The sequence below is a fragment of the Dietzia sp. KRD202 genome, assembly GCF_017168155.1.
GTDB lineage: Bacteria > Actinomycetota > Actinomycetes > Mycobacteriales > Mycobacteriaceae > Dietzia > Dietzia kunjamensis.
On record NZ_JABFAN010000016.1, the window covers coordinates 163,797 to 176,897 of the forward strand.

Below are 13,101 nucleotides of genomic sequence, written 5' to 3' on the forward strand. Positions count from 1 at the left end.
ATCAGCTGAGGCCCGGAGTCCGAGAGAGCGGCGGCCGAGTGGGCGCATGCGAGCAGGCCCGGTAGTCCGCCGGCAGGTGGACGGCCCGCATGAAACGTCGCCGGTCACGGGGGTGCGCAGAGCAGGCGCGAATCGGACCCCGGGATACCCGCTTCCTACGATAGGGATCATGTCGCCGTCGTCGAAGGCACCCTCGTCCAAAGCTTCCGCCACCGCCAGACCGCTGCGTACCCGCGGTGTGGTGCCGGTCGTGGTGCTGCTCGCGGTCGTGGCGGCAGGTGTGGTGGTCCCGCTCTCGCGAATGTCCACGGACCTGGCACTCGAGCTCCTCGGCGTCCCGAACCCGGGCCTGCTCACCACCGCCGGGCTCCCGGCGGTCCGCGCGATCGCCGAGCTGCTGGCATCGGTGGCGGTGGGAATGGCGCTGTTCGCCGCGTTCTTCACCCCGCCGCAGAAAGACAAGACCCTCGACGTGGACGGCTACCGCGCACAGCAGATCTCCTCGTGGATCAACATCGCGTGGGCGATCGCGGCGGCCCTGCTCATCCCGCTGACCCTGTCGGATGTGTCCGGGCGCACGCTCTGGCAGTCCCTGCCGCCGGACCAGTGGATCGTGGCGATCACTCAGATCGAGGTGGCGTCCTCGTGGCGCTGGGCCGCGATCATTGCACTGGTCGCCGGGATCGGGCAGCGGCTCACCGTGAGCTGGCGCTGGTCGGTCATCTGGCTGGGGGTCACGGTGCTCTCGCTCCTGCCCGTTGCCGCGACGGGCCACGCCTCGGGCGGCACCGCCCACGACATCGCCGCCAACTCGCTGATTATCCACCTGTTCGCTGCCGCGTTCTACGTCGGTGGGCTCGTCGCGGTGATCGCCCACGCGATGCGTGGCGGGGGCCGGGTAGCGCTTTCATTGCGCCGCTATTCGGTGGTGGCCACGGTGGCGATCGTCGCGCTCGGGCTGACCGGGATCATCAACGGGCTGGTCCGTCTGCACCCCGCCGACCTGTTGTCTTCGACCTACGGGCTGCTGATTGTGGCCAAAGCGTTGTGCCTGGCACTGTTGGCGGTGTTCGGGCTGGCGGTGCGCCGGCGCATCATCAACCGCATCGAGGGAACGTCGGCCAACGCCCCGGTGGACCGCGGCACGCTGCTGCGCATCGGACTGGTCGAAACGGTGATCATGGCGGGCACCCTGGGTCTGTCGGTCTCGCTCGGCCGCACCCCGCCCCCGGCACCGCTCTATGTGCCCACCCGGCAGGAGTCGCTGCTGGGTTTTGAGTTGCCGGGGCCGTTCTCCTTCGAGACGGTGTTCGGTCTGTGGCGCTTCGACCTGGTGCTGGGTCTGGCCTCGGTGATCCTGCTCGGGCTCTACGTGTGGGGGCTGATCACCCTGCGCCGACGCGGCGACTCCTGGCCGGTGGGACGAACCGTGGCGTGGGTGCTCGGGTGCGTGCTGCTGTTCCTGACCACCAGCTCCGGTATGGGGATGTACATGATGGCCGACTTCTCCAGCCACATGGTCGGGCACATGCTCATCTCGATGCTCGTTCCGGTCCTGCTCGCCCTAGGCGGGCCGCTGACACTGGCACTGCGGGCGCTCCCGGCGGCGGGCCGCGGCAACCCGCCGGGACCACGCGAGTGGATCGTGGAGTTCATCAACAACCCGCTCTCCCGATTCCTCACCCACCCGATCGTCGCCTCGGTGCAGTTCGTGGCCGGGTTCTACCTGATCTACTTCGGAGGGTTCTACGAGACGCTGGCCTCCGAGCACCTGGGCCACATGTTCATGAACGTGCACTTCCTCATCAGCGGCTACCTGTTTTACTGGGTGATCATCGGCGTGGACGCGGCGCCGCGGCACTTCTCGCCCTTCTACAAGCTCATGGTGCTGCTCGGTTCGCTACCGTTCCACGCCTTCTTCGGCATCGTGCTCATGAACTACAAGACCGTGCTGGCCGAGAGCTGGTACTCGGGGATCGGGCTGCCCTGGGTCCCGGATCTGCTGCAGAGCCAGCAGGTCGGCGGCGGGGTGGCGTGGGCGGCGGGGGAGATCCCGCTGTTCATCGTCATGCTCGCCCTGGCCTGGCAGTGGTTCCAGACGGACATGCGTGAGGCGCGGAGGGGGGAGCGGCAGGCCGAGCGGGACGACGACGCCGAGCTCAAGGCCTATAACGACATGCTCCGCGAGATGTCCCAGACCGACCGGAGGTAGGGGGCAAGCGGTCCCTCGTCGTCGAGGATGGTTCGATCACACCCCCTTGTTCGTCCCGCAGGCACGTCGGCGATAGGAGCGAGCCCATGAACGAGATGGGCAGCCCGCCGCAACATCCCCAACCCCACCAACCGGCGGGTGCGACAACCCGGTGGTCTCCACCTCAGTGGCGAGCAACCCCGCTACCAGGACCACGACACCGATCACGACGAGGGGAAACAGAGAATGGGCGACGAACTGAGTCACAGCGCACGTAATCAGGCCGAGTTCACACGCTCACACTGGCGGGCGATGCGAGAATTCGTGCTCGTCGGCCTCACCGCCATCATCGCGGGCGGCCTTGTCGCCGCGGTCACCGGTCCCACCGGTTTCGACGAGGGTTCCTGGGTGGCGGCCTACCTGGTGCTAGTTGCGGGGGTGGCCCAGGTAGGGCTGGGCGTCGGACAGGCACTGCTTACTGACGGCACAGTGCCCGGCCGCCTGCGCGTGGTCCAGCTCCTCGCCTACAACCTGGCCAACAGTGCGGTACTCGGTGGCACCCTGACCGGCTCCGTGACCGCGGTGGCCGCGGGCGGTGTGCTGTTGCTGATATCGCTCACATTGTTCCTGGCCACCGCGCGTCACGCGCGCCCGCGTACGTGGTACCTCGTGCTCTACCGGATTGTCATTGCCAGCCTCGCAGTGAGTGTGCCGGTGGGCGTCGTCGTGTCCGTTATTCGTCACAGTTAGAAGCCCAGTGTGGGGGAGCCAGGGCCTTGTCGGCCAGCCTGCGCCGTCAGAGTTCAGGCGTCATAGGGCGCTGCTGCCCGACCCCGAGTTGACCATGATGCCCCGTTCTGCCAGCCATGCCGACGGATCGACAGCCCGCGAGCCGCCGTCGGCCCATACCTCGAAGTGCACGTGTGGGCCGGTGGAGAAGCCGCGGTTGCCCATCACGCCGATTTGCTGACCAGCGACGACAGTGTCACCGACCTGAACGGTATTGCTCTCATTGTGGCCGTAGACGGTCATGAAGCCGTCCGGCGACATGATCCGAATCCAGATGCCGAAACCGGAGGCCGGGCCTGAATCGATGACGATTCCGTCGGTCGCGGCGAACAGCGGTGTGCCGATGGCGTTGGCGACATCGAGACCCGAATGGGACGTGCCCCATCGGGGGCCGAAGGAGGACGTTGAGACGCCTACCGCCGGGAGGGCGACAACGGGACGCCGCGCCTGCTCCTCGGCAATCTCACGCTCGTAGTTGAGTTCGGTGCCCCTCTGCAGACTGGCGACGAAACCCGCGGCGGTGGGTCCCGGCTCGCCTGACACGTTCGCGTCATCGGAGGTGAGGGGGAGCGGAGCCGAGGGGGTCGCGGCCAGGGCATCTTGGGTGTGCGCGTCAGCGGCGCCACCGGTCGGGTGCTCGTCGGTCGCGAGGAGGACGATCTGCTGATCACTGGTGGGCGCCGCCGCGGCAATAGAGGCACCCGCGGCCAGGGCCACGACCGCGGCGATACTGCGGTGGTTGTTCGGTGAAGGCCGGCGATGGGCTCCGCGGCGGCGCCGCGGGGGGCTGGTCGACTGAGAGGCGTGCTTCGGTCCTGCTCGCTTCTCCACTGCTACCGAATCCCGTCGTCGTCTAACCGTAATCGTTTCGTGACCTGACCCCGGTTAAAGGTAGTGGCTGACCAACCGGGTCGCAAGGCAGATGCACGGCCGAGACGACCGTCACAGAGAGGACCAGTGAGGTGACAGCTCCGCCAGGGTTAGGCGCTGGCTGAGCTTCCGAGGTGGAGACGACTTCTCCCCGACCGGGAGTCGATCTGGGCGCACTGGGGCTGGCGATGATCACGAATTACGCGCTGAGGGGTGACACGATCGATACCGAGTTGTTATATTGGGTCGTGTTGCCGACGAAATCGGTCACCCGCATCGCCTAGACGTCGCGGGAACACATCACCCCGAACGATGGAGACAGCCCCATGATCGACTCCACCCGGCCCGTGACCGTCGCAGAGCTCACCGAGCGTTTGGGCGTGCGCAGCGCGACTTTGGCCGGCGGCCGCCATTGTGTGGCCAGCGAAACCGCGACGGTGTCGCGGTTTGTTGGTAGCGCCGTCGTCGGCGTAGCCCTCTCGGGCGGCCTTGGTCTGGCTTTCGCGCCAGCCGCCGCCGCTCAACCCGTCGCGATCGATCAGGCCCAGGTCGTCGAGGCGATCCAGTCCGCGGCCGAGCAGTTCGGCATCGGCCCCGCCGAGATCCAGAGGATCGGGGAGCAGTTCGGCCTCGCCCCAAGTGAGGTCCGGCAGTACGCCGCCGGACTCGGACTCGGCTCCCTCGGAGAAAGCGCCGGGAGTCCGCAGATCGGCGGCGCACATGCCCCTACGGAGGCCGTGATCACCTCGGGGTTCGGCTCGCGTTGGGGCAGCTTCCATAACGGCACTGATTTCGGTGCGCCGATTGGTACGCCGCTCTACGCCGCCAAGAGCGGCGTTGTCGAAGCCGCTGGCCCCGCCGCCGGGTACGGCATCTGGATCCGCATCCGCACAGATGACGGCGAACTGCTGGAATATGGCCACAACGACCAGAACTACGTCAGCGTCGGCCAGCGGGTCAACGCCGGTGAAGTGATCGGAACCGTCGGCAACCGCGGAGACTCCACCGGCCCCCACCTGCACTTTCGCGTACAGACCGCCGCCGGTCAGTGGGTCGACCCGGTGCCGTGGCTCGCGGCCCAAGGAGTCCTCGTCTAGCACCGTCCACTTCGGGCGTGCCGACCGCCTCCCCGCGGGGGAGCGCGTGCTGGTGTTCGCCAATTTCCGGGCCGGCGTTGCAACCCCGCGCGGTAGTGCATTTCTTCGGGGAATCCCCGACTTACTAGATCTCAAACAAGCCCCTGCAGGTCACGGCGTTGCGCCCACTCCGAAATGACTCCAGAACCGGAGAATTCTCCGGAACGCTGGCAGGAGTGGTTCCTGGTTTCCGGCCGCGTGCGCGACGTGGAAGCGTGTCCCGGCTGGGAGCGAAAACCGGGGTTCCGCGGACCGTCTTGATATCGCGGTCATTGAGCTGAGTCGTACGGGATTCGATCAGCAGGCCGGTGACCGGACCAGATGCTTACCGCCTCCACCGGCGGCGTCGAGTTGGTTGCGGTGCTCCTCACGCAGATGCTGCCGGGCTCGCTCGTGCTGCAGGAGTTGTGGGCCGACGGGACTCCGTACGCGCCGGGCGTGCGGTACCTCAACGGGCTACCCGGTACGTCGAGGTCGTCCTGCCGTACACGTCGGGCCTGGCCCCCGGTTCGATGGCGACCAACGTGGTGGTCCAGGACGGCTGCGAGCAGAACCTCTCCGAGCACGTTGCCGTGGCCGATCCCCGCGCCCCCGACTACGTCCTGAACGCTCTCGACCCCGGCAACCCGCGTCAGCCGCGGTGCGAGGCGAGCGCCCCGATTCACGATCCGCGGGAATCTTCCTCCCGATGTTCACCCCACCGCGAAAGGCCGGGGTCTTTGTCAATTTGCTTTTGGCCCCGTTTCGCGAGTGGTCAGGATCTGACGAAGGCCCGCCACGAAGTACACGACGAGCACGATCAGCATGATCCCGCTGACGATTACCGCAGCAGGTCGCTCTGCATCTCCGGCGAACAACGCGCCGAGGTCGGCAAGCGGCATGAGAGATCCCAGTGCCCCGAGCACGGCGATGACGAGCGCTGCGATCATCACCCCTCGGCTGGCGTTCGGGACGCGGCTCGCGATGAACGCCGCGATGAGCAGCAGCACACCGATAAACGCCGGTATCAGCGAGGTGGCACTCTCCATCCCGGTGGTGAAGTAGGCGATGAGTCCGGTGGCGGTGAGGATGCCGCCCGTCCACGTGGTCAATGCGATCATTGCTGATCTCCTAGGTCGGTATCTGATTGCAGCTAGGCTGGCACGCCCGTTGCTCTGCGAGCAGTCATCGGCTCCAACGACGCCTAATCAGGCTACGGTCCCGGACGCTGCTGGGGGCGAGACTCCAGGGCGCTCTTCAAGTGTCCCATTCGGTCATGAGTCCCGCGTTTCTGCTTGGGGGGTTAGGTGACACGGGCAGAGTCGACACGAATTGCTAGACCTCAACATGCCCGTGCAGGGCACAGCGTTGCGAACACCCCGGAATGGCTTCAGAACCACCGAATTCTGCGGAACGCCGGTCAACCGGAAGGTGCTGGCGGCCCAGTAGGTAAGCGCCCAGCGCAGCCACGCCGGGCCCGTAACACACCGGGGCTCTGGCCTCGGCCGGGAACGCAGCGGTAGTCACTACTCCGCATGAACATGCGCGCCGCTGGGCGCGGTGCTCGATGGCGAGCATGTTCGATCGGCGGGAGGTCGAAAACCTGACGACGCTGATCACGGACCACCAGGGCACCGGACAGGTCGTAATTGAGGTGCGCGCCCCCCGGTCAGCCCAGTTTTCCGACAGGCCCGTGCAGCCGGCTCCCGTCGCCGTGGTGATGCGCAGGGTGATCGGACAGCCGGCACGATTACTGTTTGGCAGGTGAAACGGTTCTCTCGCATGCTCAAGCCGGGATGGTTGATCACCCTTCTGTTCATCAGCCTCTTCGCCTACCTGTGCTTCACGATGCTTGCCCCCTGGCAGTTGAACAAGTACGAGGATCTCAAGGCACGCAATGCCCAGCTCGTTGAGAGCAGCGTGGCAGGGCCGGTTCCGTTGGACGAAGTGATCCGGCGGGAGGGATCTCTCGGTGATTCCGAATGGCATCTGGTTACTGCGCGCGGAAGTTACCTGCCCATGGAGGATGTCCTGTTGCGGATGCAGTCCGTCGACGGTGAACTCGTGTACCAGGCACTTCGTGCATTCCGCACCGACAGTGGTGACTCCCTGCTCGTCAACCGCGGATGGGTGAGTGTGCCAGTCTGAATTGGCCCCACTTGGAGGCGTAGTGCTGCTCTGAAATGGCCCCACCCTCGATCAACCAGACCCTAAGTTTCGTGTCGTCCGACCAAAGACGTTCACGAGAGGCAAGGGGTGCCTGATGCTCCCGGGGGTGGGGCCGGCGTCCGCCGCGGACGCCGGGGCCGCGGGCGGACACGTAACATGGGGGTCGTGCCCGCGGCCGACCCGCGGCGAAGTGAACTGTCTGCGCAGGTGAGAGGGTAGAATGGCCGAGTTTATCTACACGATGAAGAAGGTACGCAAGGCGCACGGGGACAAGGTGATCCTCGACGACGTCACGATGTCCTTCTATCCCGGTGCGAAGATCGGCGTCGTGGGCCCCAACGGCGCCGGCAAGTCCTCCATCCTCAAGATCATGGCCGGGATCGACCAGCCCTCCAACGGCGAGGCGTTCCTCGATCCCGAGGCGACCGTCGGCATCCTGCTGCAGGAGCCGGAGCTCGACCAGTCCAAGACCGTCAAGGAGAACGTCGAGGACGGCCTCGGCGAGACGATGGTGCAGCTGCGTCGGTACAACGAGGTCGCCGAGGAGATGGCGACCGACTACACCGATGAGCTCATGGAGGAGATGGGTCGGCTGCAGGAGCAGCTCGACGCCGTGGACGCCTGGGACGTGGACTCCCAGATCGAGCAGGCCATGGACGCCCTGCGCTGCCCGCCGGGCGACTCGCCGGTGACCAACCTGTCCGGTGGCGAGGCGCGTCGGGTGGCGCTGTGCAAGCTGCTGCTGAGCAAGCCCGACCTGCTGCTGCTCGACGAGCCCACCAACCACCTGGACGCCGAGTCCGTCCTGTGGTTGGAGCAGCACCTGGCCGCCTACCCCGGCGCCGTCCTGGCCGTCACACACGACCGGTACTTCCTCGACCACGTCGCGCAGTGGATCTGTGAGGTCGACCGCGGTCAGCTGCACCCCTACGAGGGCAACTACTCCACCTACCTCGAGAAGAAGGCCGAGCGCCTCGAGGTCCAGGGCAAGAAGGACCAGAAGCTGCAGAAGCGGCTCAAGGCCGAGCTCGAGTGGGTGCGCTCCGGTGCCAAGGCGCGCCAGTCCAAGTCCAAGGCCCGTCTGGCCAAGTACGAGGAGATGGCCGCGGAGGCGGAGAAGCACCGCAAGCTCGACTTCGAGGAGATCCAGATCCCCACGCCGCCGCGGCTCGGCAACGTGGTGGTGGACGTCGACAAGCTCACCAAGGGCTTCGACGACCGCGTCCTCATCAAGGACCTGTCGTTCACGCTGCCACGCAACGGCATCGTCGGCGTGATCGGCCCCAACGGCGTCGGTAAGACGACGCTGTTCAAGACCATCGTGGGCCTGGAGGAGCCGGACTCCGGCACCGTCAAGGTGGGCGACACGGTGAAGCTGAGCTACGTCGACCAGAACCGCGCCAACATCGACCCGGAGAAATCGGTGTGGGAGGTCGTCTCCGAGGGCAACGACTACATCGAGGTCGGCCAGAACGAGATGCCCTCGCGTGCCTACGTCAGCGCCTTCGGCTTCAAGGGCCCGGACCAGCAGAAGAAGTCCGGCGTCCTGTCCGGTGGTGAGCGCAACCGCCTCAACCTGGCGCTGACGCTCAAGGTCGGCGGCAACCTGATCCTCCTCGATGAGCCCACCAACGACCTCGACACCGAGACGCTGGGCAGCCTGGAGAACGCACTCGAGGACTTCCCGGGCTGCGCCGTGGTCATCTCGCACGACCGCTGGTTCCTGGACCGCACCTGTACCCACATCCTCGCCTGGGAGGGCAACGTGGACGAGGGGCAGTGGTACTGGTTCGAGGGCAACTTCGAGGGCTACGAGAAGAACAAGGTCGAGCGTCTCGGCCCCGACGCGGCGCGCCCGCACCGGGTCACGCACCGCAAGCTCACCAGGGACTGACCGCAGATGGCCACGCCGACCACCCAGGGCTCGGACGCCCCGACCACCGGAACCTCACCCGGGGCCGCCACCGTGGCGGGGGCCGTGCACCGGGTCCGGATCCCGTTGCGCATCTCCGACTTCGTGGGCATGCACGTCAACAACGTGCGGTTCCAGGAGTTCTCGCAGGACGCCCGCCTGATGTGGTTCCGCGAGAAGTTCGGGGTGCCGGGCTCCCGGGTGCCGAGCGCGCTGGCGCGGTGGATGGAGATCGACTTCCGTCGCACCATCGCCATGGGCGTGCCCGAGGTGTGGGTGGACGTGCAGGTGGTGCGGGTGGGCCGCACCTCGTTCACGATGCGGACCTTGATCGGCTCCGAGTCGACCGGCTCCGAGCCCTGCGCGGTGGTCGACACCGTGATGGTGGTGACCGCGGCTGACGAGACCACGACACTGGAGATCACCCCCGAGGAGCGCGCGGCGCTGCTCGGGGACCGGGAGGAGGCGGGATGACCATGCGCGACGCCGTGGACGCCGGAACGTTCCGCTGCACCCTGCAGGTGCGGTGGGCGGATTTCGACCAGTACGGCCACGTCAACAACATCAAGTACCTCGAGTACGCGCAGGAGGCGCGGATCCTGTTCATCCGCAGCCGATTCGGGCCGTTCGGCCTGGGCAACCTGCCCCAGGTGGTGCGGCGCACCGAGATCGACCACCTGCGGCCCGTCCTGCGTGACTCCACCTCGGTGGACGTGGAGATCGACGTCGAACACGTCGGGACCACGTCGTACCAGATCCGCCAGACCATCCTGGACGCGGCGGGCGAGATCTGTTGCACGCTGCGGGTGGTCATGGTCGCCTACGACTCCTCCACCTCGACCGCGGTGGAGATTCCCTCCGGTGTCCGCAACGTGCTGGAGGCGGCCACACAGCCGGCGGCGATCACCGACCAGGGGCCCGCCACGTGACCGACCAGCTCGTCTACGAGACCGGCGGCCCCCTGGGCGTGTCCGGACAGCCGGGTCGCCGGGTGTTCACCTCGGCGATGCCGGTCCGGTGGTCGGACCAGGACCTCTACCATCACGTCAACCACGCCCGGATGATCACGCTCATCGAGGAGGCGCGGATCCCGTGGCTCTTCTCCGAGGGCATGCCCACCGCGACGCTCACCGCGGGAGCGGTGATGACCGACCTGTCGGTGAAGTACCGGGGCCAGGTCAAGCACGCCGACGGCCCCATCCGCGTGCGCATGTGGTGCGAGAAGGTCGGGGGAGCGATGTTCGTGGCCCGGCACGAGGTCCGCGGCCGCACCACCCCGGACTCGGCGTCGCCCGCGGTGGACTGCACGGCCACCATCGCCGCGTTCGACCTGGCAACCCAGCGCCCGCGTCGGTTCACCCGCGCCGAGCGCGACTATCTGCTGGAGTTCCGGCACGAGGACCCGGCGTGACGGCACCGGGTTCGGACGCCGGGATGATCCGGGTGCCCGACCCCGCCGACCGCGACGACCTGCGCACCCTCCTCCGCCGCATCCTCCGCCTCGATGAGGCCGCCGTGGTGCGGCTGACCTCCGGGGCCGGGGGCCGGATGCGCGTGTGGGCCCGCACTCCCTTCGGGGCACTGGTCGTCCGCGGACTCGGCGGCGACTGCCCCGGCGGCGACGTCGTTGCAGGTGCGGACCATCTGCTCACCGAACTCGACGTCCTGCCGCGCGGAGACATCGACGGTCGGATCGACCCCGGTATGCCACTGCTCTCGGCATGGCAGGGACTGCTGCCGCCCACCGACGGGTTCCAGCCCGTCGAGGACGTGCCGGCCCAGGTGCTGCTCGACCTCACCCGGTCGGGTCGGGAGGCCGCGCGGGAGAACGCCGGCCCCGCCGGCCTGCCGCCGTCGCTGCTCGACCAGGTGGCCCTGACCGTCCGTGCGGACACCGCCCACCCCGTCGGCGTGGACATGCGGACGGTGTTCTCCATGGTGATGTGCGGGTTCGTGCCGGAGAAGGCCGGTTCCGCCCCGGAGGGCGAGCCGGTCCGCGTGAGCGAACGCGGCGCCTGGCTCCGTCTGGACGCCCGGTACGGCACGGTGTTCAGGCGGACCGACTCACTCACCCTCGAACCACTGCGGTGACCGCTCCCGACTTCTCCATCTCCTGGCCCGGGCGGGGCCGCGCCGCGGCCCCGGGCGCCGACGGCCCGGTCCCGCGGATCGAGGCCCTCGTCACCGGCGACGCGGATCGCGCCGACGGGGCCGGGTTCGTCGCCGAGGGGGCCGTGCTGGTCGGTGACGGCGCGCGCATCGCCGAGGCCCACGACGCACTGGCCGCGCACGGCCTCGCGCCGTGCGGCGCCGCGCAGGTGGTCTACCTCGACCCGCCGTACAACCGTGGGGGCCGGTTCGACGCCTACCACGACAACATGCCGCGCCACGAGTGGCTCGACTACATCGAGGCGCGGCTCGTGGTGGCCCGCGACCTGCTCGCCGAGACGGGCACCGTGTGGGTACACCTCGACGACGCCGAGGCCCACCGGGTGCGTTGCCTGCTCGACGAGATCTTCGGCGCCGACGCGTTCATCGCGGACCTCACGGTGGAGAGCAACCCCAAGGGTCGGCAACTGGACCGCTTCTTCGCGGGCTCCCACGACCGGCTGATGGTGTACGCCCGTGACCCCGAGCAGGTACGGCTGGCGGGCGGGGTGGCCTCGGCGGTCGATCCGGCGGACTTCCCGCACCGGGGCATCGACGGGGTCAGCTACCGGCTCCTGCCGCTGCGCAACACCAACAAGCGTTTCAACCCGCGGACCACGCCCACCATGACGTACCCGCTCTACGGCGACCCGGGCACCGGCGAGGTGTCGGTGGAGCCGGGCGAGGGACTGGAAGAGGTCCTCCCGGTGTTCGGCGATCTCACCCCTGCGGTGTGGCGGTGGTCGCGAGAGCGGGCGCGGGAACGCGTCGGCGACCTGGTGTGCCGGACGGTGAAGGGCCGCTCGGGCCCCCGGGTGGACATCTACCAACGGGACCGGTTCGAGGCGGGTCGGATCAAGAAGCTCAAGACCATCTGGCTGTCCCAGGAGGTCGGCTCGACGGACACCGCGCGAGCCGAACTGAGGGCGGCCGGGGTCGACGGGTTCCGCACCCCCAAGCCTGAGGCGTTGATGCGGCGGGTCGTCGAACTGGCCACCGACCCCGGCGAACTGGTCGTGGACCTGTTCGCCGGGTCCGGGACCACGGCGGTCGCGGCTCGTGCGCTGGGCCGGCGCTGGGTGGTGGTCGAACGCAACCCCGAGACGGTCCGCGACGTGCTGGTGCCGAGGTTGCGAGTCGGCTCTGACGACGGTTAGCGGAGCATGAGCCCGCCGCCGTCGACCATCATCGTCTGGCCGGTCATGTACGACGCGTCGTCGCTGGCCAGGAAGACCGCGACCCGTCCGATGTCGGACTCGGGGTCCCCGAAACGGCGCATCGGGGTGCCGGACAGGAGCCGCTTCTCGATCCCCGGGTTCGCCTCGATGTAGGCCTCCACGCCCTCGGTGAGCGCGAGGGGGGAGATGACGTTGACGTTGATCCCGTCGCGCGCCCACTCGTTGGCGGCCACCCGGCTGATCGCGCGGATCGCCTCCTTGGCCGCGGCGTACGACGCCTGGGTGGGGCTGCCGTCGATGCCGGCGCCGGAGGCGAAGTTGATCACCGACCCGTCCCGCCTTGCCAGATGCGGGTGTGCGGCCTTCATCAGCCAGAATGTCGGGTAGAAGCCGGTGGAGAAGGACAGGTCCATCATGTCGCCGGTGGTCTCGAGCAGTGGCGCCTGTCGGGAGGCGTGGGCGTTGTTGACCAGGACGTCCAGGTGCCCGAACGCCTCCACGGCGGCCGCGACGATCGATGCGGCGTTGGCCTCGACCGAGATGTCCGAGTGGAGGTAGCGCACCTGCTCACCGAGCTCGGCGGCGAGCGCGTCCCCGGCGTCGTCATTGATGTCCACCACGAGGACGTTGGCGCCCTCCTTGACGAACGCACGGGTGATGCCGCGGCCGATCCCGCCGGCACCGCCGGTGACGATCGCGGTCTTGTCGGAAAGTCGCACGTCGAAGCCC

14 protein-coding genes are annotated in these 13,101 nt (G+C 67.9%); 11 read left to right on the top strand and 3 right to left on the bottom strand.

The features are described 5' to 3' along the window. Positions 1-169: 169 nt before the first annotated feature. On the top strand, positions 170-2,212 hold the full coding sequence (locus tag J1M64_RS11440; RefSeq protein WP_206474222.1) for a cytochrome c oxidase assembly protein: 2,043 nt from the start codon (positions 170-172) through the stop codon (positions 2,210-2,212). Positions 2,213-2,437: 225 nt separating this feature from the next. Beyond that, positions 2,438-2,941: a hypothetical protein gene (locus tag J1M64_RS11445; protein ID WP_206474223.1), complete on the top strand. Its 504-nt coding sequence runs from the start codon at positions 2,438-2,440 to the stop codon at positions 2,939-2,941. A gap of 60 nt (positions 2,942-3,001) precedes the next feature. Here J1M64_RS11445 and J1M64_RS11450 read toward each other — a convergent pair whose 3' ends face one another. After that, entirely contained in the window at positions 3,002-3,697 is a 696-nt protein-coding gene (locus J1M64_RS11450; RefSeq protein ID WP_206474224.1) for a M23 family metallopeptidase, read from the bottom strand. Positions 3,698-4,176: 479 nt separating this feature from the next. Here J1M64_RS11450 and J1M64_RS11455 point away from each other — a divergent pair, with 479 nt between their 5' ends. Then, complete coding sequence (locus J1M64_RS11455) at positions 4,177-4,947, top strand: M23 family metallopeptidase (protein ID WP_206474225.1); 771 nt, start codon at positions 4,177-4,179, stop codon at positions 4,945-4,947. A 761-nt stretch (positions 4,948-5,708) separates the two neighbouring features. On the opposite strand, the gene J1M64_RS11460 is transcribed toward J1M64_RS11455, so the two are convergent. Beyond that, positions 5,709-6,086 (bottom strand): hypothetical protein, encoded by a 378-nt coding sequence (locus J1M64_RS11460; protein WP_017838585.1) that lies wholly within the window; start codon positions 6,084-6,086, stop codon positions 5,709-5,711. 446 nt (positions 6,087-6,532) lie between these two features. Here J1M64_RS11460 and J1M64_RS11465 point away from each other — a divergent pair, with 446 nt between their 5' ends. From J1M64_RS11465 to J1M64_RS11500, 8 genes are all read left to right on the top strand, one after another. Next, positions 6,533-6,733 carry a hypothetical protein gene (locus J1M64_RS11465; protein ID WP_206474226.1) on the top strand — a complete coding sequence of 67 codons (201 nt, stop codon included), beginning with the start codon at positions 6,533-6,535 and terminating at the stop codon, positions 6,731-6,733. Continuing rightward, positions 6,730-7,113, top strand: coding sequence for an SURF1 family protein (locus J1M64_RS11470; RefSeq protein ID WP_206474227.1), 384 nt, complete (start codon positions 6,730-6,732; stop codon positions 7,111-7,113). The genes J1M64_RS11465 and J1M64_RS11470 overlap by 4 nt, the downstream gene beginning before the upstream one ends. Before the next feature lie 241 nt (positions 7,114-7,354). After that, positions 7,355-9,028, top strand: coding sequence for an energy-dependent translational throttle protein EttA (gene ettA / locus J1M64_RS11475; protein ID WP_067719805.1), 1,674 nt, complete (start codon positions 7,355-7,357; stop codon positions 9,026-9,028). Between the two features lie 6 nt (positions 9,029-9,034). After that, positions 9,035-9,520 carry a thioesterase family protein gene (locus tag J1M64_RS11480; RefSeq protein WP_241261441.1) on the top strand — a complete coding sequence of 162 codons (486 nt, stop codon included), beginning with the start codon at positions 9,035-9,037 and terminating at the stop codon, positions 9,518-9,520. After that, positions 9,517-9,975, top strand: a complete 459-nt coding sequence (locus tag J1M64_RS11485; protein WP_067719802.1) for a thioesterase family protein — start codon at positions 9,517-9,519, stop codon at positions 9,973-9,975. Before J1M64_RS11480 ends, J1M64_RS11485 begins: the two co-directional genes overlap by 4 nt. After that, positions 9,972-10,457 carry a thioesterase family protein gene (locus J1M64_RS11490; protein WP_154830477.1) on the top strand — a complete coding sequence of 162 codons (486 nt, stop codon included), beginning with the start codon at positions 9,972-9,974 and terminating at the stop codon, positions 10,455-10,457. Before J1M64_RS11485 ends, J1M64_RS11490 begins: the two co-directional genes overlap by 4 nt. Continuing rightward, positions 10,454-11,137, top strand: a complete 684-nt coding sequence (locus J1M64_RS11495) for a hypothetical protein (protein WP_244294303.1) — start codon at positions 10,454-10,456, stop codon at positions 11,135-11,137. Before J1M64_RS11490 ends, J1M64_RS11495 begins: the two co-directional genes overlap by 4 nt. Next, a complete protein-coding gene (locus tag J1M64_RS11500; RefSeq protein WP_154830476.1) occupies positions 11,134-12,351 on the top strand; it encodes a site-specific DNA-methyltransferase in 1,218 nt (405 codons plus the stop codon). The genes J1M64_RS11495 and J1M64_RS11500 overlap by 4 nt, the downstream gene beginning before the upstream one ends. Here J1M64_RS11500 and J1M64_RS11505 read toward each other — a convergent pair. After that, positions 12,348-13,091 (bottom strand): SDR family NAD(P)-dependent oxidoreductase, encoded by a 744-nt coding sequence (locus J1M64_RS11505; protein ID WP_067719946.1) that lies wholly within the window; start codon positions 13,089-13,091, stop codon positions 12,348-12,350. The two genes, J1M64_RS11500 and J1M64_RS11505, sit on opposite strands and share 4 nt — an antisense overlap. Between the last annotated feature and the right edge of the window lie 10 nt (positions 13,092-13,101).

What these genes read in the sequence shown, in the direction of transcription:
- J1M64_RS11465 (WP_206474226.1), top strand. Translation starts at nt 6,533, where the DNA reads ATGGCGAGCATGTTCGATCGGCGGGAGGTCGAAAACCTGACGACGCTG.
- ettA (WP_067719805.1), top strand. Translation starts at nt 7,355, where the DNA reads ATGGCCGAGTTTATCTACACGATGAAGAAGGTACGCAAGGCGCACGGG.
- J1M64_RS11485 (WP_067719802.1), top strand. Translation starts at nt 9,517, where the DNA reads ATGACCATGCGCGACGCCGTGGACGCCGGAACGTTCCGCTGCACCCTG.
- J1M64_RS11440 (WP_206474222.1), top strand. Translation starts at nt 170, where the DNA reads ATGTCGCCGTCGTCGAAGGCACCCTCGTCCAAAGCTTCCGCCACCGCC.
- J1M64_RS11480 (WP_241261441.1), top strand. Translation starts at nt 9,035, where the DNA reads ATGGCCACGCCGACCACCCAGGGCTCGGACGCCCCGACCACCGGAACC.
- J1M64_RS11460 (WP_017838585.1), bottom strand. Translation starts at nt 6,086, where the DNA reads ATGATCGCATTGACCACGTGGACGGGCGGCATCCTCACCGCCACCGGA.
- J1M64_RS11445 (WP_206474223.1), top strand. Translation starts at nt 2,438, where the DNA reads ATGGGCGACGAACTGAGTCACAGCGCACGTAATCAGGCCGAGTTCACA.
- J1M64_RS11455 (WP_206474225.1), top strand. Translation starts at nt 4,177, where the DNA reads ATGATCGACTCCACCCGGCCCGTGACCGTCGCAGAGCTCACCGAGCGT.